Raw genomic sequence first — 20,820 nt, 5'->3', positions numbered from 1 at the left:
TTGAAAAACTTCCCTCGATATCGATTAGCCTGTTTGTATGTTCAATTGGCCTTATGATTTACCATAGTCAGCAGCAATCGACTCAACAAGAAAAAACGCCGGAGGATATCCGGCGTTGTCTGCATTACGTCACAACAATGTCATGATTATTGTGGTGTAGCGGGAGGCTTTGGAGCAGGCCCTGCTGGCGGTGGGGGCGGCGGCAACGCGGGTGCGGCATAGCCCGGTACCTGATTCCCCTTCGCATACATACATTGCTTGTACGTATTATTGTACTGCCACTGCGCATCGTGATTTGACTGACTAATCGACGACCCGCCACTGACAGCACCCATTAGCATACCCACACCCGCCCCTGCACCTGCACTTTGGTGGTTATCGCCAATCAGCGCGCCAGCCGCAGCGCCCAATGCAGCGCCCGCAATCATCGATGCTGCGACCTTTTCATCGGCACCCGAATTCTGCATACCATTTGCCGCACTTAATGCATTGGAGCGACATTGCCGCTCCTCATCCTGGAAAACTTCATAAGGTTTGCCAGGCGCGGGCATCACTGCAACAGTCGGGCCTGTCGGCACACGCGGCGTTGCACAGCCGCCCAGCATGATAGCCGCTGCAGGAATACATGCCATTAATCGTTTCATCTAGTTTTCCTCCCTTAGATTTACATCATTTGTTTGTATTGGGTGTTGCTGGCGTATCGACAGCTACAGGCGGCGTCACGGGAACAGGCTTCCACCCGCTACTGCATGTCGACACATAGGGATAGTATTGCCTGGTATCTTCACAGAAATACCAATACTGCTGCTGCGGAAGCAGAGATGGCGATTGCGACTGGGATTCAATCTGAACGCGCTCAACCACTACAGGTGGGCGATAAAAATCCGGATAGGGGTACACTGGATCCGGATACAGATACCAGCCACTCCCCACTACCCACCACCATCCATCCCGCCCAAGGTGCGGCCCGTGGTGCCAGTATCCACCCCGCCAGACTGTGACATCGCGATGATGAAAATGGCCATGCCAGTGGGCAGCATGCGCCGACAATGCCGAAGAAGCGAGCGCCACACCAGCAAGTGTGGCCCATACTTTGCTGCGATTCATGATTGAGTCCTCCTGACGCGTTTCAAGTCAGCCAAGATGGCAACCTACGTCTGTTTAGATTGACGCAAATCCCTTTGGTTCGGCTTTGTCGACATTAGAGACAGAATTTACGCCGGTGAATGTGAACCAATCATGAATCAACGATATCAGCGGAGCGGAAACAATTCCTGCTCGTAGCCGAAATTGCGCAAATCGCGCACCCGCATAGGATACAACATACCAAAAAGGTGATCACATTCGTGCTGAACCACACGCGCATGAAATCCCGCTACGGTGCGATCGATTACCTGCCCGAACTCATCAAAGCCCTGATAGCGCACGCTGGCATGACGTGGTACCAGACCACGCATACCCGGCACGCTCAAGCATCCCTCCCATGCCTCTTCGATATCATTATCGAGTGGTGTCACGGTTGGATTGCATAGAACAGTAAATGGGATGTCTTCGGCATCTGGATAGCGACTACTTTTGAAGCCACCGAATATCACAAGCTGGATGCCCACGCCAATTTGTGGCGCAGCAATGCCTGCTCCATTTTCAGCAGCCATCGTATCTTTCAGATCCTGAACGATCGCCAGGAGATCATCAGAGCCAAACTGTGTAACCGGTGCTGCCGTTTCTCTTAATACCGCAGCCCCCATGCGGGTGACAGGTTTAATCGCCATCGACTTTCACCAATAAATCGAGAATGCTATGAACACTTTCCATGGCTTCACCATAGACTGATTCAGCTGCGCCAAGGTCAACATGCTGACGGCTATCGCCACGACCAGCTGCCCAGTTTGCCACGACGGCAATCGCCGCATAGCTCAAACCTGCCTCGCGCGCCAGACCGGCTTCGGGCATTGCAGTCATCCCGACGATATCTGCGCCATCGCGTCCCAACCGGTTGATTTCAGCGGCCGTCTCAAGACGCGGACCTTGCGTTGCCGCATATACCGCACCATCCATCACGCGTTGATGTGCACCGCGTGCAGCCTTCAAAATTCGCGCACGGAGCTTAGGGCAATAGGGTTCGGTAAAGTCGATGTGTGTCACCGGCTTTTCGCCACCGTCAAAGAAGGTGTGCGCACGTCCCCATGTGTAATCAATCAGTTGATCGGGTACCACCAGCGTACCCGGTGCCAAATCTTCACGAATCCCCCCCACCGTACAAATGGAGACGACGCGCTTCACCCCCAGATCGGCAAGCGCCCAGATATTGGCGCGATAGTTAATCTGGTGCGGAGGAATGGTATGTCCGTAGCCGTGTCGAGCTAGGAATACCACATGGTGATCATTTACTTCACCAAAAGTCAGTGCGCCAGAGGGCTCGCCATACGGCGTCCGCACTACCTGACGATGCGTAATATTGAGGTTTTTTAATCGTGCGAGGCCAGTGCCTCCCAAAATTGCCAGCATTCGAATACTCTTTCATGAACGGTTAAATTGATAGTCCCCATAAAAAACCCGCGTGAGGCACGCAGCCTGACGCGGGTTTGGGAAACGGGGATAACCGCGTTTACAGCACGTGGGTGCGGCAGAAATCGCTGAGGAAGTTTGAAAACTCAGTGCCGATTTCCGGATGCTTGCACCCGTAAGACAGCGTAGCCTGAAGGTACCCTAGCTTGTTGCCGCAGTCAAAGCGCTGTCCAGCAAATGGATGTGCAATGACACGTTCTTCTTCCAGAAGTGCTGCAATTGCATCAGTCAGCTGGATTTCGCCCCCCTTACCCGGCTTGGCATTGATCAGATGCCTGAAAATGCGGGGCGACAACACATAACGGCCAACCACAGCCAGATTCGAAGGTGCTTCTTCTGGCTTTGGCTTCTCGACGATGCCAACAACCTTCTGCAGCCCCTTGTCATTCAGCTCTGTGGAAACAATACCGTATGAGCTTGTATCTTCGTGCGGCACTTCCTCTACCCCTATCACCGAACTATGGGTGTCATGGTAGAGATCAACCATCTGGCGCATGACCGGCACATCGGCATCGATCAAATCGTCAGCCAAAATAACCGCAAATGGCTCATCGCCCACCAAAGGACGTGAACACAGCACGGCGTGCCCCAGGCCCAGGGCTTCAGATTGGCGGACATACGCACATGTTACGTTTTTCGGGATGATATTGCGCACCATGTCGAGCAGCGCCTGCTTGTTCTTAGCGGCGAGTTCGTTTTCCAGTTCGTATGCCTTATCGAAGTGATCTTCGATGGAGCGCTTGTTCCGACCAGTCACAAAGATAAGATCGGTAATACCGGCTGCAACAGCTTCTTCAACAGCATATTGAATCAAAGGTTTATCTACAACATTCAACATTTCCTTAGGACTGGCCTTAGTGGCCGGCAGGAAACGAGTTCCCAGACCTGCTACCGGAAAAACCGCCTTAGTAACCTTACGCATGACGTTTTGCATCCTTATCCAAATTCCATCTAGCCATGTACGTCTACTTTCAAACGTAGACGAGGTTGTTCAAATTCCCTGTCGTTCTGAATCTGTCGATTTTCGACATCCGGCACATCTTATTGGAAAAACGTGGCAAATATAAGTATCAGCCGCATCATTTCCCTAATAATTCACGAAATGCCGTCTCGTCCAATACACGTACGCCAAGGGTATTTGCCTTCTCTAGTTTAGAACCAGCCGCCTCGCCTGCCACCACAAAATCGGTTTTCTTCGAGACTGACCCTGTTACTTTGCCACCAGCCCGTTCAATCAAAGTAGTCGCATCATCCCGCGACAGGGTTGGCAATGTCCCGGTCAATACAAATGTCTTACCAGCTAACGCCCCCGAAGCACTCGCAGCAGGCTCGCCTTCCGCCCAGATCACCCCTCTCTCCCGCAAAGCATTAAGGATGGCAATATTGTGCGGCTCCATTAAGAAATCACGAATCGAGTGCGCAACGATGGGGCCGATATCCGGTACTGCCTGCAGCGCAAGCACTGCGGCTTCTTCGTCGATACCGGTAGCAGCTTGAACCATAGCGTCCAGCGAACCAAAATGCCGAGCTAGATCTTTCGCCGTTGCCTCCCCTACATTGCGGATACCCAGCGAATAAATCAGTCGCTGCAGGCTCGTCTGACGACTTTTATCAATCGCAGCAAGGACATTGGCAGCCGACTTTTCCGCCATGCGCTCAAGGCCTAGCAAATCCATCATGCCAAGAGAATAGAAGTCTGCAGGGGAACCCACCTTGCCGGCATCTACGAGTTGCTCGACCAGTTTGTCGCCCAACCCCTCGATATCCATGGCGCGCCTGCCTACGAAGTGGATTAAGCCCTGCTTCATCTGCGCAGGACATACCAGCCCGCCCTGACAGCGAAAAGCTGCCTCACCTTCTTCGCGCACAGCATGCGAATTACAGACCGGACAATGCGTTGGCATCACAAACGGCGAATATTGCGGCACAGAACGAGAGGTCACCAAATCAATGACTTCTTCTACCATGGGTCGCTTTTCCAATACGACAGCCACAACTTCAGGAATCACATCTCCCGCCCGTCGTACAATGACGGTGTCGCCCACGCGCACATCCAAGCGTTCGATTTGATCTAAATTGTGCAGGGTCGCATTTGTCACCGTCACGCCCCCCACAAATACAGGCTTGAGGCGGGCAACCGGTGTCAACGCCCCTGTCCGACCGACTTGAATGTCGATGGCCTCAACCTCGGTAAGCATTTCCTGTGCAGGATATTTGTGAGCCACAGCCCAGCGAGGCTCTCGGCTAACAAACCCAAGCTCATTTTGCAGGTCTCGCCGATTCACCTTATAGACCACGCCATCGATATCAAATGGCAACTCATCACGTTTGCCAGCAATACACTGATGGAATTCAATCAGACCGTCAGCCCCTTGCACGACAGCTCGATCAGCGCATACCGGCATCCCCATCGCTTGCAGGGCATCCAGCATGCCGGAATGAGTGGCAGGCACATCCCACCCCTCTACTTTGCCCAATCCATATGCAAAGAAACTGAGTGGTCGCGTGGCCGCAATCTTGGGATCCAGCTGGCGTACAGCCCCTGCCGCGGCATTGCGCGGATTAACGAATGTCTTTTCGCCCTTTGCAATTTGTGCGGCATTCATGCGATCGAAGTCATCGCGACGCATGTAAACCTCACCTCTTACTTCCAGTACAGGGCAAGTCACGCCGGTTAGGCGAAGCGGAATCTGGCCAATGGTACGAATATTGTGTGTTACATCTTCGCCGGTTTGGCCATCACCGCGTGTCGCTGCGCGCACCAACACCCCGGACTCGTAGCGGAGGCTAATCGCCAAGCCATCAAACTTGAGTTCGGTTGCGTATTCAATCAGTAGATCGGCCGATTGCACGCCGAGCTCTTTGCGAACACGTGCATCAAATTGCCGCGCGCCCTCCGGGCCATGATCGGTTTCCGTTCTTATCGACAGCATCGGGATGTCATGGGTGACGGGAGCAAACGCATCCAATGCCCTGCCACCGACACGCAGTGTCGGCGAGTCCGGCCGCTTGAGTTCGGGGTATTCCGCCTCTAGTGCAGTCAACTGATTGAACAGTCGGTCGTACTCGGCATCAGGTACCGACGGTGTATCCAGTACGTAATACTCGTGGGCATACTGATTCAATTGCGCAGACAAGGCAGCGATCAATTCAGCGGGAGAGGCCATTCATCACATCCAAATGAAAAGCGGTGCAGCAAGTATTGCGGCACCGCTCAAAATTAACATTTAACAACCAAGCTAACTGAACAAGCGGCAGGCAACCACCCCACCAGATGGCATACCATGCTCATCCATCATGATTTCAATCTGTCCGAGCTTTTTACGGATACTAGCCAAATCCGAAGGATTGAGCGAACGGCTTTCATCGTCAACCAGGTCACCGCCAAGCGTGAGAGCCAGTTGCTGAGCCAGATCCGTCATCTTGTCAAAGGCGTCCTGTCCGCCAGCGACGCGAGGTACATCCAGAAGCAGCGTAACGGAAGGCGTATCCTCAAGCGAATCAAGCGGACGATTATGCCTATCCATCAGCACAAATGACTTACGCCCTGATTCGGTTCTGGCATAAAACACGCCATCGGATTCCATTTTCAGACCCGCACCTTCGGCACATGCCTGCACGCGGGAGATCGGAAACGGATTACGGCTGGACACCACATTTAATCCAATAATGGCATCCATTTGTGCGCACAGGCGATCCAGTTCGCGAGCAATGCGCAATTTGTCTTCGCGGCGAGGAAAGGTGGCAACGCCGCCGTGCTTTTCAGCGAATGCATTAACCTGTTCGCAGAACACTGCAAGATGCCCTTCATTCAAAGGACCCTGACGATCTACGAGTTGTACGCCCACGCGCAAATCTTCATATCGCCCCTCAGTACTGACAATTTCCCACTCGTCTCGTTCGGACAGGCCGAGCACGCATACGCGGCGCCCCAGCTCAAACGCAGGGATTTCTTTGGCAGAGACTGGCTCGCCGAAATGCACGTCACCAATGAAGTCATATGCAGGATCCAGCATGGCTGCAGCGATTGCCAGAGGCGAATCCACCTCTACCATGTCTGCCACAACTGAAATTTGGTCGTTCAGCACAGGGACATTGGATGCTTCTATTGCAGCCTGGCCAGCGCCCATAGACGGTTCCACGCGCCTGACAGACTCGCCTGGCCGTACGTTGTTTTTTGGCGTTTCGAGCAAAACATCGGGATGATTGCGCGAAAACGCAGCAGCGGCACGTTTTTTAAAACGGTGCTCCTGCCAAATATTGAAGCCCCATACGGCTGCTACTATTGCCAGCGCCACGCCTAGGGTAATCAGATGAAATTCACTCATTTAAAACTATCTTCAGAAGTATGCATGGGGCATATTGTGGATGCACAATCGTTCATGACGGAGCTTAACGGAACAAGACGCACTCGCCAATACCACTATCGCAAAAGTCTCCAAAGTGTCGTACGCGATACGCCTAGCCGCTTTGCAGCTGCCACTCGGTCACCACCACACAGTGCGACCATACTCATCGCTTCATCGCGCCGTAATTGATTGATTTTACCGGCAAGCACACCTTCAACTGCTTCATGATTTTCGATTTCCGGCACTAACAAACGGAATTGGGATTCATCCATGTCACCATGGATAGCAGCAAAGGCAGACAATCGCTCCAAAATATTCTGAAGCTCTCTAACATTGCCAGGCCACATATAATGTGCTGTATTTTCGGTTAACCATTGAATTAATCTCGCCATTTGCCACTGTTTGCCCAAGCGAGACTGAATATCGTTCAGCATGGCCCGGGCGATCTGCGGAATATCCTCGACACGCGCATGAAGCGGCGGAATGTGAAGCGTCAGAATCGCTAGCCGGTAATACAAATCCCGGCGAAATGTACCTTCCAGTACTGCATCCAGCAAGTTGGCATGCGTTGCGGCAATAATGCGTACATCAATGGGCACGGGGTCTGTCGCCCCCAAACGCAGCACTTCACGCTCCTGCAATACGCGTAACAATCTGGATTGCAGCGTCACCGGCATATCCGCTATTTCATCGAGAAACAGCGTTCCACCCTCTGCGACTTCAAATAATCCAGGCTTACCGCCACGTCTTGAGCCCGTAAATGCGCCCTCCTCGTACCCAAACAATTCGGATTCGAGCAGCGTTTCGGGGAAGGCAGCACAATTTACCGCAACAAATGGCTCATTACAGCGTGCGGAAGCTCGATGGATTCCCTGAGCAAACAATTCCTTGCCCGTACCTGATTCGCCAATAATTAACACGGACGCATCACTATCGCCATACAATCTTGCCAATGATTTGGCTTGATTGATGGCAGCAGACTCTCCCACCACTTGATCAAGTGTATATTTGGCGCGGAACCGGTTTGTCCTGTGTCTTGCCTTTAAACTTCGGTCTGCGCGCTCAATCGAGGCAGTCGCCTGCAAGGTGAGGACGGCGCCCACCTGTACGCCAGCCTCGTAGAGCGGAATTTTTTGTGCCAGTAATGTCTTTCCAGACAACTGTACCACGGTATCACGTACTGGATCACCTGTGCGCAATACTGCATCCATCGCGAGATCACTTGCCATTTCTGACAAGATTCTGCCTTCCGCCCAAGCTGGTGTAGTACCAAGCAGGCGGGCCAATGCAGGATTCACGGTCTGAAGACGCCCTTGCATGTCTACCGCAGCAACCCCTTCAGCCAACCCTTCGAGAATTCTATCGATTCGTTCGCGACGCGCCTTTTCAAGATGCGCTAGACGAACCAGCTCCAAAGCACTCTGCAATGCCCGCATCACCGATTCAATCGAATACACCAGCTCGCCCTGCAACGCATGTGCGCCAGCAAGCTCGACAATTCGGCTTGAGCCTACAATTGCCACATCAGTCGCGCACTCAAGCGACGCCAGCATCTCCATTACATCCGAATCTAGCTCGTAACGGAAATACGCCACCTCATCGGGGATTAATCCGGCAAGCCGCTGGAACTGGGTATGCAGCCGCTCGCGACCAACCACGACAACTTTGGCGTGGCTCTGGCGTGCTCTGGCGATTGCTTCCAGCAACGCCAAACTACCCGCCTCAATCACCACGACCGGCACAGCCGCATGCGCCCGAATCCAATCAGCCCCTCTTCCTGCAGCCAGCACTACGTCAGGCAAAAATGTATCCGCTTCCAGCTTCATGCGTTGCTGCAACTCGTCTGCTGTTGCTTTCACGACCTTCAGCACAACACGGGGCGCATGGGCGGACACGACCGAATGGATGAGCTGACCCAAATGGTATGTAGCAAAGACCAGAATGCGTGGCGAATTACTGAGCACTATCTGCCTAGTCATGCCATTTCATTTCAGATGTGAATTGATGATTCATTCTTGAATTGTACCTGCCGTAATCAAACCCTTCAGCATTGTTTGTCGCATTGCAACACAAGCGCCGAGTTTTACGCCTATTGTCCAATATTTCACAGCGGGAGTATGCTTTTGTGCTAATGTTGGCGGCTACGTAACAATACAAGATATATAGGGGAGAATGAAGGTGGGTACCATGCTCCGCAAAACCGATGCTGGAATTGCGGCTTTACAAGTTCGCGAGGGCGAACACAAGCTGCCAATGCGAAAGCGCACCTTATTGCTGCAAATCGACGGCAGCAAGTCCCTTGAAGAGATCAAGACTCTCTCAGTCTCACTTGGAAACAATGAGAGCCTGGTAGACGAATTGATCAGCCAGCAGTTCATTGAGCTTGTCTCTGACGGCAATGATGCCCCTACCATCCTTGCCGAGGGGGAGCCTACGCAACTGATGCCTGCACAGATGGATATTGCAGACACCATTGCGAGCAACGAAGAGCTTGCCACCCCCGCATCCAAAGTATCCAGCAAATTACCGGAACATCTGCAGGCAGTTGCAATGGACATGCGCAACATCGTCGAGCAGCATCTTGGCCTGAAAGGCATGCTACTCCGCCGTAGAATTGGCAACGCAGATACGGAAGTCGAACTGCGCCAGGCTTTGCTTGCCCTGACTGAGGCGCTCACAAAAGTTAAAGGCCACGATGAGTCGCGGGTAATCCTGCACAGTGCAATCGAGGCACTTCCCATTCTAGGGGTCGCTCGACAGCAGTCTTACCGCTAGTACACAGTCAAGCAATCCAGACGGTGACATCCGATATCAATCAGGCGCACTTCCAGCAGGAATGCGCCTGATTTGTTTTATAGGCAGTGATTATCACCACAGAACGCTGCACAAACCAGTCCGTCGAAATGCAAAAAACCCGGTCGAGTGAACCGGGTTAAATGCTTAATCTACTGGTGGGCCCGCAGGGACTTGAACCCTGGACCAAAGGATTATGAGTCCTCTGCTCTGACCAACTGAGCTACAGGCCCATACAGGAAGGGGAGGAATATATCAGAAGGCCATAAGCAAATCAAATGGCCAAACACCTGAAATACTAGCTTTCCCCGCCGCCCTGGCTGTCCACGAAGCTCTTGAGGCGCTCGGAACGAGTCGGGTGACGCAGCTTACGCAGCGCCTTAGCTTCAATCTGACGAATCCGCTCACGCGTCACGTCAAATTGCTTGCCGACTTCTTCCAGTGTGTGATCCGTATTCATTTCGATACCGAAACGCATCCGCAGCACCTTGGCCTCGCGCGTGGTCAGTGTATCCAGCACTTCGCGAGTTGCATCGCGCAAGCTGGCATAGACCGCCGCATCAACCGGAGCCATATTGTTCTGATCCTCGATGAAGTCGCCCAGATGGGAGTCATCATCATCACCAATCGGCGTCTCCATAGAGATTGGCTCTTTGGCAATCTTGAGAATCTTGCGGATTTTCTCTTCCGGCATTTCCATGCGCTCAGCCAGCGTTGCCGGATCCGGCTCGACACCGGTTTCTTGCAGAATCTGGCGGCTAATCCGGTTCATCTTGTTGATCGTTTCGATCATGTGAACCGGAATACGGATGGTGCGTGCCTGATCGGCGATCGAGCGGGTAATGGCCTGACGAATCCACCAGGTGGCATAGGTCGAGAACTTGTAACCGCGACGATATTCGAATTTGTCCACGGCCTTCATCAGACCGATATTGCCTTCCTGAATCAGATCCAGGAATTGCAGTCCACGGTTGGTGTACTTCTTGGCAATGGAAATCACCAGACGCAGATTGGCCTCGATCATTTCGCGCTTTGCACGGCGAGCCTTCGCTTCGCCCGTGCTCATCTGACGGTTGATTTCCTTCAGATCGCGAATCGGGATCAGTGCGTTTTTCTGCAGCTCGGCCAGCTTGGATTGCTTCTCCATGATGGCGTGCTGGTAGCGCTCAAGGACAACTGCATAAGCCTTGCCCGAAGCAATTTCGCCACGCACCCAGTCCAGGTTATCTTCGTTACCGGGGAACACCTTGATGAAGTGTTCCCGCGGCATACGAACCTTCTGCACGCAGATGTCCATGATCTCGCGCTCGAAGCCACGAATCTCATCGACGATATTACGCAGCTTGTCGCACAGATTTTCAACCTGACGGGCAGAGAAGCGAATCTTCAAGAACTCGGCTGAAATCTGAGCCTGCAGCTCCTGATACTCCTTGGACTGCACGCCGTCCTTAGTCAGCGCAGCAACAGCCTTTTCGAACAACTGGCGAATCACCGCAAAATGTTCGGCAGCCTTGGCCTTGAGTTCTTCGAGGTTGGCATTCGACGCAGCAGCGCCGCCATCTTCGTCCTCTTCCTCTTCATCCGCGCCATCGGAGATCGCTTCATCGTCCTCAGCTTCCGGATCGGGCAGATCGACAGGCTCTTCTTCTTCGACCGCATTCGGGTCGATGAAGTCATCGATCACTTCGTCGATACGGATTTCGTCGAGCAGCGCACGATCGACCATCGCCAGGATATCGGAGATGGTTGTGGGGCATGCGGAGATCGCCTGAATCATGTGCTTCAGGCCGTCTTCGATACGCTTGGCGATTTCAATTTCGCCTTCGCGCGTCAGCAGCTCAACCGTTCCCATTTCGCGCATGTACATGCGGACAGGATCAGTGGTGCGGCCAAATTCGGAGTCCACAGTGGACAGTGCTGCTTCCGCCTCTTCAACGGCGTCGTCATCTGCAACCGCCGGGGTTGCATCGGACATGAGCAACTGCTCGGCATCAGGCGCTTCATCGTAAACCTGAATGCCCATATTGGTGATCATGCTGATCACGCCTTCGATCTGCTCTGCATCGAGCATATCTTCGGGAAGGTGATCGTTGATCTCGGCGTATGTCAGATAGCCGCGCTCTTTACCGAGCACGATCAGTGTCTTGAAGCGAGCCTTGCGCGCTTCAGTATCCAGGCGAAGTTCTCCATCGCCCTTCTTGGTGTCGGATTTGGACTTATCGAGTTCTTGATCAGCCGCCATATCTCTTTCTCGAAAGCTGAGACGGGTAAACCGTGAATATTAGCACAAAACCAATCCTCATGGTATTTCCCGGTTGAAAATCCGTGGAAAAGCAAAGCGTTGTTCTGCTTTGACCCACATCCACACCACTTTGTTCCCGTCACTCGCATGGAATTCAGCGTAGCCCCGGCCTGAATTCAGGTACAGTGCGACCTGACCAGCGTCACCCCGAAACTGCAAGGAAGACCAGGCGACGGTATTCATCTTTTTCAGCATCGCTCATGGCTGCAATGCCCTTTTCTTCCAGCTCGCGACGGCGGATTTCGCCCATATGCCGCTCCACCTGGAGAAGAAAACGCTGCAATCCATCCGCAAAGGCCTTTGCTACATCTTTTGCGTCAGACTTACTGTAGTGCTCATCACCGGTACTCAGCGCCTGCTCCAGAAGAGAATACACATCATCATCCCGGAAACTTTCCAGCAGGTGCGATCCCAGCGGTGCGCGCCCGAGTTGATGCACACGATCAACCACCTGCCAGAGTGCATCGATATTGGACGTCATTAACTCCGCAGGCACATCCATTTCAGGCATCTGCCACGCATAGTTGGGGTCAAACATAAGCAACTGCAAGAGCTCACGCCCCAAATCGGTCGATGTGCGCGGCCGACGCTCCACCCACTGGGGGCGATCTCCGTCGCGCTTTTTCTTGCCCTTAAACTTACCGCCGCCGGACTCATATTCGCGCGATCGCGACGATTCCTTTGATCTTGCAGGTGCGCGCACACCAAGCAACTCACCCGCATCCTCACCGGCCAAACCAGCCATTTCGGCAATGCGATTACGCAGTAACAGACGGGTAGCCGGGGCCTTTACCTGCTCGACCAATGGCTTGGATGCATGCAGAAATTGCGCCCTGCCGGCATCCCCTCCCAGATCGTACTGAGAAGCAAGCTCTCGCGTCAGGAATGCCACGAGCCCCACCGACTGCTCCGCCATGAAGGACTCGAACGCATCCTTTCCAAATGCACGGATATAGCTATCGGGATCATGCTCGGCCGGCAGGAACAGGAAATTCAGTTGCTTGCCATCATTCACCTGACCCAGGCTGTTTTCCAGTGCGCGCCACGCAGCCCTACGGCCAGCAGCATCGCCATCGAAACAGAACACCACCTCATCTGCCAGACGCAGTAATTTCTTGATGTGATCCGGCGTGCAGGCTGTCCCCAGCGAGGCCACCGAGTATTCAACCCCTAACTGAGCCAGGGCTACCACGTCCATATAACCCTCCACCACCATCACACGTCCCTTTTCGCGGATCGCCTGACGTGCCTGTGGCAGGCCGTACAATTCATAGCCTTTATGGAACAGTGGTGTTTCAGGCGTATTGAGGTACTTCGGATCCCCCTTATCGATGACGCGCCCGCCAAAGCCGATCACAACACCCTTGCCATCAATGATCGGAAACATGATTCGGTCGCGGAAGCGATCGTAGCGCCGACCGGAATCCTCGGAGTCAATCACCAGCCCTACTTCAGCCAATGCCGGCTGTGTTGCATAGTCGGAGAAAACCTGAGCAAGTGGATGCCAACCCTCTGGGGCGAACCCCAGGCCGAATCGCGCAGCAATCTGCCCGCTTAATCCCCGTCGCTTCAGATAATCAATTGCGCGGGGCGATGCCTTAAGCGAGTTGCGGTAAAACTGCATAGCCTCACGATTCAGGTCAACCAGGCTGGCATGGCGCGCATGCTGGCGCGGCGCATCAGGAGAAGTCTCCATTTTCGGCGCCTGCATGCCCACCTGTTCGGCCAGCTTGAGGGCTGCATCCTGAAAACCGATGCCCTCGTACTCCATGACAAAGCCAATTGCCGAGCCATGCGCGCCACAGCCAAAACAGTGATAAAACTGCTTGGTTGGACTGACCGTGAAAGAAGGTGACTTTTCCTTGTGAAACGGACAGCACGCTGCATAGTTCATCCCTGCCTTCTTAAGCGGCAGGTAGCGCTCCACCACTTCGACAATGTCGACTCGATGAAGTAGATCCTGAACAAAGTCTTCCGGCAAACGGGCCATGCAATCAGCTCAGGCGTGCCTTGATCGCAGCTGACACCTTGGACATATCAGCTCGACCGGCAAGCTTGGCCTTTGCCTCGCCCATGATTTTGCCCATCACGGCCACGGTCGTACCATGTGCAGCCACCGCTGCATCAATCACAGCAGCAATTTCAGCCTCATCAGCTTGCTGCGGCATGTAATCCTGCAGTACGATGATTTCCGCTTTTTCAATGTCAGCCAGATCCTGACGCGCTGCTGCTTCATATTGCGTCACCGAGTCACGACGCTTCTTTACTTCCTTTTCGACAATCGCAACGATATCCGCATCGGACAGCTCGATCCGCTCGTCCACTTCACGCTGCTTCATGGCCGACAGCAGCAGGCGGATGGTACCCAGGCGCGCGGTATCTTTGGCACGCATGGCGGATTTCATGTCTTCGGTAATTCGTTCTTTCAGGCTCATGGCGATTCTCGTGAATACTCGGAATGGAAGAAGAGGCTCGGACACACGCATTTGATTGCAAAAGCAAAGGCCGACCGATAGATGACGGTCAGCCCGAGTGTCAGAAGACGTCTGATGATAGCGCTTTCACTGCCCCGGCAACAATGGCCACACTCTATGTGGTCACAATCGCGAATCGGAAGCAGGCATTAATAGCACAAGGCCGCGAAGATGACTCTTGCGCGGCCTTGTGTGCGAAGTTACGCGGGAAGCGTCTTAGTACAGCTTTTGCGGCAGCTGTTGGCTGCGCAGGCGCTTGTAATGACGCTTCACGGCCGCAGCGAGCTTGCGCTTGCGCTCGGTGGTTGGCTTTTCGTAGAACTCGCGAGCGCGGAGTTCGGTCAGAAGGCCAGTCTTTTCCACAGAACGCTTAAAACGGCGCATGGCCACTTCGAACGGCTCGTTTTCCTTGACGCGTACGCTAGGCATGGATATCAATCCTACTTTCTAAAAGAAAGGTTATTAAAAAATTCGGGCGGATGCCCGAGTGAACCACGATTATACAACGCTTTTCTTTTTGCTGACAAATCAAGGACTCGCAGACCGACAGAAGATGTGCAAGCGCCTGATTTTTCGATCAGGCATGTAGCACACCCCTTGCTGTCAGTAGCGCTTGTTATCGCCAGATTCGGCCTGCAGTGCGCGGATCAGCGCCAGACGCTGCGGCAGCAGGCTGCCCTGCTCGACCGCAGCAATCACGGCACAGTCAGGCTCGCGATCATGGCGGCAATTGGAAAAACGGCACCCGCCAGCCAGCTCTCGGCACTCAGGGAAAAGGTGAATCACGTCCTGAATCTTTAGATGGCGCAAACCGAATGCCTGCAAACCGGGCGAGTCAATCAGCTCGCCGCCCGCAGACAGCCCATACAGGGTCGCATGCGTGGTGGTGTGCTTGCCGGAATCGAGCGCGACGGAAATATCGTTCGTCCGGGCACACGCTTCGGGCAGCAAGGCGTTGATGAGCGTAGATTTACCCATCCCGCTTTGTCCAACCAGCACGGTGACCTGATCTTTCAGGTACGGCAGGATGGGGTCGATATTTTGCGCCGCACTGATCTCAACCAATGGATAGCCCATAGCCACATAGGGTGCCAGCAAAGGACGCACTGCTTCTGTCTCGGGCAGATCACACTTATTCAATACGATGAGTGCACGGATGCCCGCATCTTCGGCGGCAATCAGGCAGCGGCTCAGCAGCTCTTCATAGAATGAAGGCACGGCAGCCAGCACAATCCCGATCTGGGTCACATTGGCGGCGATGAGCTTCTCGCGAAACTCATCGGAGCGATAGAGCAGACTGGTGCGCGGCAGCACCGACTCGATGACAGCCTGCTCTGCATTAGAAATCAGTACTTCGACATGATCACCCACTGCAAAGTCGGTCTTTTTCTTGCGAGCAGTCGCGATGTAGCGCGTGCTGCCCTCCACTTCCACGATAAAGGACTTACCATGACCTTCTACCACCCGCGCACGCACCACTGACACGATCAAGCTACCAGTGCGTCGTATTTGGCGGCGCAAATGAAATCATTGCGGCTGATGCCATTGCAGGAGTGCGTATCAAACGCCACGCGCACAGTATTGTAGGTCAGGAAGACTTCGGGGTGATGATCTTCCTTGTTGGCAATCCATGCGCCTGCATTCACGAAGGCCACAGACTCGTGATAGTTGGCAAAACGGAAAGTTTTGACGATTTTGCCGCCTTCGAACGCCCAGCCGGACACTTCCTTCAGTAACGCTTCAATGCCAGCCTGATCCAGTGCCGGTACGACAGCGCCACAACGTTCATTTACCAAAGACATAGGTACGCTCCTGTGCTTTATTGTTTGCTTCCGCGCAGCGCCGCAATACGCAGCGATGCAGGCGGATGGGAATCATAAAAAAGAGAATGCAGCGGATCAGGCGTCAGCGTGGATGCATTGTCACGATAGAGCTTGATCAGCCCACTTTCCAGCGCTGCGCCATCCGAATGGGCAACCGCAAACGCGTCCGCCTCGAATTCATGCTTGCGCGACATAAAGCTGCCGATCCAGCCAAACGGGAAGGTAAACACCGGCAAGGCCAGGAAGAACAAGACCAGTGCAGCGGCCGTTGACGGGTGCGGTACGCCAAGCGCAGCATAAAACCAGCTTGCATCTTTCATCCAGCCCATCAGGGCAAGCACTACAAACCCGAGCACATACGACACGACCATACGCTGCACGATATGCTTGCAGGCAAAATGTCCCAGCTCATGTGCAAGCACAGCCTCGATTTCGACTGGCGTCAGTCGTTCGATCAGGGTATCGAAAAATACGATTCGCTTGGTTTTACCGAAGCCGGTGAAATAGGCATTTCCATGACTGGAGCGCTTGCTGCCATCCATCAGAAATACGCCATTGGACTGAAAACCGCACTTAACCAGCAATGCGTCAATACGGGTTTTGAGCGATGCATCTTCAAGTGGCGAGAATTTGTTAAATATGGGGGCGATCCACTTTGGATAGATGGCCATCATCAGCAGGCCAAATCCCGTCCACACTCCCCAGGTCCAGATCCACCATGTCGAGCCTGCCTGGCTCATGAGCCAGAGTACGACCGAGAGCAAAGGCAGGCCGATTGCTGCACCGAGCAAAGTCCCTTTGATCAAGTCGGTGACAAACAATGCCGGGGTAACTTTGTTAAAGCCAAATCGAGTCTCAAGCACAAATGTCTGATAAAGAGAGAACGGCAAATCCAGCAGCCCATTGGCCAGCCCCAGAAGCGCAAATAGCCCGAGTCCGCCCGCAATCCCGTCACCCAGCATGCTACGCGACACATTATCGAGCCAGGCAATCCCCCCGCCCAGTGTAAAGGCAATCAGAAGTGCGGATTCCCAGACCAGCGCGAGTCGGGCATACCTTGCCTTTGCAATGGAATAGTCTGCCGCCTTTTGATGCTGTTCGAGATCGATGCTGCCGACATAGGCAACGGGAACAGCCTCCCGATGTGCACTGATGTGCCGGATGTGCCTGGTTTTTAACCAGAGTTGCAGCAATATGTTGATGGCCACCGCGCCAACAAATATCTGGGTGAATTGCATTACATCCATAAAATCATTAGGTTCCATGAAGCAGACTAAGGGACCAAGCCTATCAGCACAGGCATGAAAACGCCTCGAACGCGCGACTATACACGATTAGACATTCAACCGCGCCCTACGGCGCATCATCCGGCGTGTGTGCTGCGGTGGCGACAATGCAACCAAAATTATATTCTATACAAGTTCACTTTTTCATTTCGTTTTATCCCATGTTAAAACTGTCGAATCGTTTCGCTTAACAAATAGGTTCGCACATGAAGCATCTCATAGCCCGAATTCGCTCCTACTCGTTTCACGCCAGCATTCTGCTTGCCTGCCTGTCGGGACTGTATGCGCCTCCCGTGCGAGCTGCTGCCTCCTGCCCGAACAATGCCACGCTCACTGCGGTCACCCCGCAAGCCGGTTGGGCACGAATGGGGGCAGCATTTGGTTCGACGCTGTACAACCCGGCTTATTCAAGTAACAACACAACGGACAACCCTCAGAAAATCAAAGTAAGGGTCAGTGCGCGCGGCCAGGCGGTGGTCGGGTGCGCCGTGAATTTTTCGCCCTCAAACGGCAGTGCCGCATCAGGCTGGGTCTACCCGGACAGCCCGGTAACCGGAGAAGATGGCACCGTTAGTGCATGGTGGATTGCGGGTTCGAATAATTGGCAGGCGATCAATGCAACAATGACCCGCGCCAATGGCACGACATCGACTGCCATGATTCAGGGTAATGTTGCCGCGCATACCACGCGTGCCAACTCGGTACATATCGGTTACTACTCGCCAAGCTGGGATCGCTTTTCAATAGATGTCACGCCGCAGAGTTTTCCTGCAAGTACCTACTACATGGCGATCGGCTGGAATGATGGCTACTCCGGCATCCAGCCCGATCGCATCCTGTTTTCAATCTGGGCGATCAACGGTGTAGATCCGATCGTCATCGACAAGGCAGGCTCGACATGTCAGGGCTTTGGCGGCGAAGGCACCGGGATTCAATGTTTTACACCTTACAAACCCAAGGCGGGAGTGACATACCACTTTGACGCAGAAACCCGGGCCGCAGCCAACGGCATGCTGGACGTCAGTATCTACGTTACAGACACCTCAGGCAGTGCTAATCGCTTCAAAGTAGCAACCATGCGCTATACGCCCTCATCACCATATGCCATGCTGGGCGCGAATAGTTTCGTTGAGGATTATGGTAATGGACAATCCAGTTGCCTGAAGACCGCAACACGTACGGCTCACTTCAGCAATATCAGATATCGCGATGCAGCGACAGGTCAAACTTCGTCGATTACCTCCGGTTGGGGGTACGGTGTATATACGCCGGATCACAATGAAGTCTGCAAAAACTACCAATTCTCGGCAGACGCCGCAGGATTCACGGCCAGCACAGGCGGATCTTCCGCCGGTGCACCGCTCGACATGCCAAACGGCCAGTCTATTCAGATTCTGGAGATGCCTGCTCAGGCACCCGCAATCAAAAAATAGCATCGGCTAATCGGATATCCGCCGAGTTTACAGGCCGTATACGCGGCCTGTTTTCGTTTTCGTGATCGTTGCCGTGTACAATTACACTTTGAACTGTCTTGAACCTTTTTCAGGACTCGCTCGCACAGTGATGGACGCTATGGCACAAGACCAAAACAATCTTGTCTGGCTGGATATGGAAATGTCCGGCCTCAACCCCGACACCGACCGCATTCTCGAAATTGCGCTGGTGATCACCAACTCTCAGCTTGAAACAGTCGCGGAAGGTCCCGTGCTGGTCATCCATCAACCAGACAGCGTACTGGATGCAATGGATGACTGGAATAAAAAGACGCATGGCAATTCGGGTCTGATTGGCCGAGTCAAAGCCAGCACACTGACCGAGCAGCAGGCAGCGCAGCAGGTTATTGACTTCATCGCTGCACATTGCCCGAAGGGTGTTTCTCCGATGTGTGGCAATACCATCCATCAGGATCGTCGCTTCATGGTGCGCTGGATGCCCGAACTCGAGACATGGTTCCACTATCGTAATATTGATGTCAGCACGATCAAGGAACTGTGCAAACGCTGGGCTCCCGCCATTGCCAAGGGTGTCACCAAGCATGGCAAGCATGAAGCCCTGGCCGATGTATATGAATCCATCAATGAGCTGAAATACTACCGCGAGCATTTTATTCACGCTTAATCGGAAATGGCATGAGCGATCAGGCATCACTCGACCTGCTGGTCCTGTCCGCACAACTTGGCGACCATATGCGCGCGAAAGGCTGGCGGGTAACGACAGCCGAGAGTTGTACAGGTGGCGGCATTGCGGCGACCATCACCGAAACAGCTGGCAGTTCGGCTTGGTTCGATGCAGGCTGGGTGACCTACTCCAACGCAGCCAAGGCCGCGATGCTGGGTGTACCGGAAGATGTGCTGATTGAGCATGGCGCGGTCAGCGAACCCGTGGTCGCCGCCATGTCGGGCGCTGCGCAACGGCTCAGTGGTGCACACTTTTCGGTTGCAGTCTCCGGCATTGCGGGGCCGGGTGGCGGCACGCCAAGCAAACCGGTCGGCACCGTTTGCTTCGGATTTGTCACCCCAACGCATGCCTATTGTGAAACTCTGCAGTTTCCGGGGTCACGTCATGCTGTCCGTACCGCAACCATCCATCACGCGCTTTCAACCCTGATTGCCCTCGCACAAAAGGAAGCAGGCTGAATGACCACTATTGTTGTCGTGCGCAAACACGATCAAATCGCCATTTGTGGCGACACGCAGTCTACATTCGGCGAAACGCGTATGAGTCATGCATTTGACGCGTGCCCGAACAAAATATTTGAATCACACGGCAGCTTCTTTGCGATTGCAGGCTCAGCCGCGCACGATCTGGTGATGCAATCGATACTCGGCAAAACGCGCGGGCTTGATTTCAGCAGTCGCGCCGCCATCTTCGAGAGCTTCCGCAAACTACACGCCAAGCTGAAGGAAGATTACTTTCTCAAAACCGAAGAGGAAGAGGACGACCCGTACGAATCCAGTCAGATGACCGTACTGATCGCCAACCCTCACGGGATATTTGGCGTGTATTCGATGCGTGAAGTGTATGAATACAAGCAATACTGGGCGATTGGCAGCGGCCGCGATTACGCCATAGGTGCCATGCACGCCGTCTACCACCTTGCAGATTCAACGGCAAGTTCGATTGCCCGCGCAGGCGTTGAAACCGGCTGCGTATTCGATGTCAGCTCATCTCTGCCCATGACTCTGCACGAAATCGCCGTCATTCAGGCGCACGATTGAGGCAGCG

Annotated in this window: 20 protein-coding genes and 1 tRNA gene; 5 read left to right on the top strand and 16 right to left on the bottom strand. The window is 53.8% G+C overall.

Translation table 11 applies throughout. The annotated features are described in order from the left end of the window. Positions 1 to 146 precede the first annotated feature (146 nt). The 8 genes from KSF73_15635 to KSF73_15600 form a co-directional block, all read right to left on the bottom strand. The gene (locus tag KSF73_15635) at positions 147 to 644 is read right to left on the bottom strand and encodes a hypothetical protein (GenBank protein ID MBV1777151.1); all 498 of its coding nucleotides are present in this window, start codon (positions 642 to 644) and stop codon (positions 147 to 149) included. Positions 645 to 669: 25 nt separating this feature from the next. Further along, positions 670 to 1,107, bottom strand: coding sequence for a hypothetical protein (locus KSF73_15630; GenBank protein MBV1777150.1), 438 nt, complete (start codon positions 1,105 to 1,107; stop codon positions 670 to 672). A gap of 146 nt (positions 1,108 to 1,253) precedes the next feature. Beyond that, positions 1,254 to 1,772 (bottom strand): peptide deformylase, encoded by a 519-nt coding sequence (def, locus tag KSF73_15625; GenBank protein ID MBV1777149.1) that lies wholly within the window; start codon positions 1,770 to 1,772, stop codon positions 1,254 to 1,256. Further along, the gene (locus KSF73_15620; protein ID MBV1777148.1) at positions 1,762 to 2,508 is read right to left on the bottom strand and encodes an S-methyl-5'-thioinosine phosphorylase; all 747 of its coding nucleotides are present in this window, start codon (positions 2,506 to 2,508) and stop codon (positions 1,762 to 1,764) included. The genes def and KSF73_15620 overlap by 11 nt, the downstream gene beginning before the upstream one ends. A 100-nt stretch (positions 2,509 to 2,608) precedes the next feature. Then, positions 2,609 to 3,490 carry a UTP--glucose-1-phosphate uridylyltransferase GalU gene (galU, locus tag KSF73_15615; GenBank protein ID MBV1777147.1) on the bottom strand — a complete coding sequence of 294 codons (882 nt, stop codon included), beginning with the start codon at positions 3,488 to 3,490 and terminating at the stop codon, positions 2,609 to 2,611. A gap of 157 nt (positions 3,491 to 3,647) precedes the next feature. After that, positions 3,648 to 5,735, bottom strand: coding sequence for an NAD-dependent DNA ligase LigA (gene ligA / locus KSF73_15610; GenBank protein MBV1777146.1), 2,088 nt, complete (start codon positions 5,733 to 5,735; stop codon positions 3,648 to 3,650). A 72-nt stretch (positions 5,736 to 5,807) separates the two neighbouring features. Then, positions 5,808 to 6,896 (bottom strand): hypothetical protein, encoded by a 1,089-nt coding sequence (locus KSF73_15605; GenBank protein ID MBV1777145.1) that lies wholly within the window; start codon positions 6,894 to 6,896, stop codon positions 5,808 to 5,810. Between the two features lie 95 nt (positions 6,897 to 6,991). Beyond that, entirely contained in the window at positions 6,992 to 8,896 is a 1,905-nt protein-coding gene (locus tag KSF73_15600) for a sigma 54-interacting transcriptional regulator (GenBank protein ID MBV1777144.1), read from the bottom strand. A gap of 208 nt (positions 8,897 to 9,104) precedes the next feature. Between KSF73_15600 and KSF73_15595 the strand changes: the two genes are divergently transcribed. Beyond that, positions 9,105 to 9,692, top strand: coding sequence for a hypothetical protein (locus KSF73_15595; GenBank protein MBV1777143.1), 588 nt, complete (start codon positions 9,105 to 9,107; stop codon positions 9,690 to 9,692). A gap of 174 nt (positions 9,693 to 9,866) precedes the next feature. On the opposite strand, the gene KSF73_15590 is transcribed toward KSF73_15595, so the two are convergent. The 8 genes from KSF73_15590 to KSF73_15555 all read right to left on the bottom strand — a co-directional run bounded on the left by KSF73_15590 (position 9,867) and on the right by KSF73_15555 (position 17,556). Beyond that, positions 9,867 to 9,943, bottom strand: a tRNA-Ile gene (locus tag KSF73_15590). A 65-nt stretch (positions 9,944 to 10,008) separates the two neighbouring features. After that, positions 10,009 to 11,952, bottom strand: a complete 1,944-nt coding sequence (rpoD, locus tag KSF73_15585; GenBank protein ID MBV1777142.1) for an RNA polymerase sigma factor RpoD — start codon at positions 11,950 to 11,952, stop codon at positions 10,009 to 10,011. A gap of 202 nt (positions 11,953 to 12,154) precedes the next feature. Next, a complete protein-coding gene (gene dnaG, locus KSF73_15580) occupies positions 12,155 to 14,002 on the bottom strand; it encodes a DNA primase (GenBank protein ID MBV1777141.1) in 1,848 nt (615 codons plus the stop codon). 4 nt (positions 14,003 to 14,006) lie between these two features. Then, positions 14,007 to 14,447 carry a GatB/YqeY domain-containing protein gene (locus KSF73_15575; protein MBV1777140.1) on the bottom strand — a complete coding sequence of 147 codons (441 nt, stop codon included), beginning with the start codon at positions 14,445 to 14,447 and terminating at the stop codon, positions 14,007 to 14,009. 255 nt (positions 14,448 to 14,702) lie between these two features. Beyond that, entirely contained in the window at positions 14,703 to 14,915 is a 213-nt protein-coding gene (gene rpsU, locus KSF73_15570) for a 30S ribosomal protein S21 (GenBank protein ID MBV1777139.1), read from the bottom strand. 174 nt (positions 14,916 to 15,089) lie between these two features. Next, positions 15,090 to 15,971 carry a ribosome small subunit-dependent GTPase A gene (gene rsgA, locus KSF73_15565; protein MBV1777138.1) on the bottom strand — a complete coding sequence of 294 codons (882 nt, stop codon included), beginning with the start codon at positions 15,969 to 15,971 and terminating at the stop codon, positions 15,090 to 15,092. Positions 15,972 to 15,973: 2 nt separating this feature from the next. Then, a complete protein-coding gene (locus KSF73_15560) occupies positions 15,974 to 16,288 on the bottom strand; it encodes a 4a-hydroxytetrahydrobiopterin dehydratase (protein MBV1777137.1) in 315 nt (104 codons plus the stop codon). Positions 16,289 to 16,305: 17 nt separating this feature from the next. Continuing rightward, a complete protein-coding gene (locus KSF73_15555; GenBank protein MBV1777136.1) occupies positions 16,306 to 17,556 on the bottom strand; it encodes a M48 family metallopeptidase in 1,251 nt (416 codons plus the stop codon). Positions 17,557 to 17,801: 245 nt separating this feature from the next. Between KSF73_15555 and KSF73_15550 the strand changes: the two genes are divergently transcribed. The 4 genes from KSF73_15550 to KSF73_15535 all read left to right on the top strand — a co-directional run bounded on the left by KSF73_15550 (position 17,802) and on the right by KSF73_15535 (position 20,813). After that, positions 17,802 to 19,028 (top strand): DUF3472 domain-containing protein, encoded by a 1,227-nt coding sequence (locus KSF73_15550; protein ID MBV1777135.1) that lies wholly within the window; start codon positions 17,802 to 17,804, stop codon positions 19,026 to 19,028. 139 nt (positions 19,029 to 19,167) lie between these two features. After that, complete coding sequence (gene orn, locus KSF73_15545) at positions 19,168 to 19,713, top strand: oligoribonuclease (GenBank protein ID MBV1777134.1); 546 nt, start codon at positions 19,168 to 19,170, stop codon at positions 19,711 to 19,713. Positions 19,714 to 19,724: 11 nt separating this feature from the next. Beyond that, positions 19,725 to 20,231, top strand: a complete 507-nt coding sequence (locus tag KSF73_15540) for a nicotinamide-nucleotide amidohydrolase family protein (GenBank protein ID MBV1777133.1) — start codon at positions 19,725 to 19,727, stop codon at positions 20,229 to 20,231. Beyond that, entirely contained in the window at positions 20,232 to 20,813 is a 582-nt protein-coding gene (locus KSF73_15535) for an MFS transporter (protein MBV1777132.1), read from the top strand. Positions 20,814 to 20,820: the final 7 nt, after the last annotated feature.

It is taken from the genome of Burkholderiaceae bacterium DAT-1, assembly GCA_019084025.1.
Classification (GTDB): Bacteria; Pseudomonadota; Gammaproteobacteria; order Burkholderiales; family Chitinimonadaceae; genus DAT-1.
This window is presented reverse-complemented; position numbering and strand designations above follow the sequence as displayed.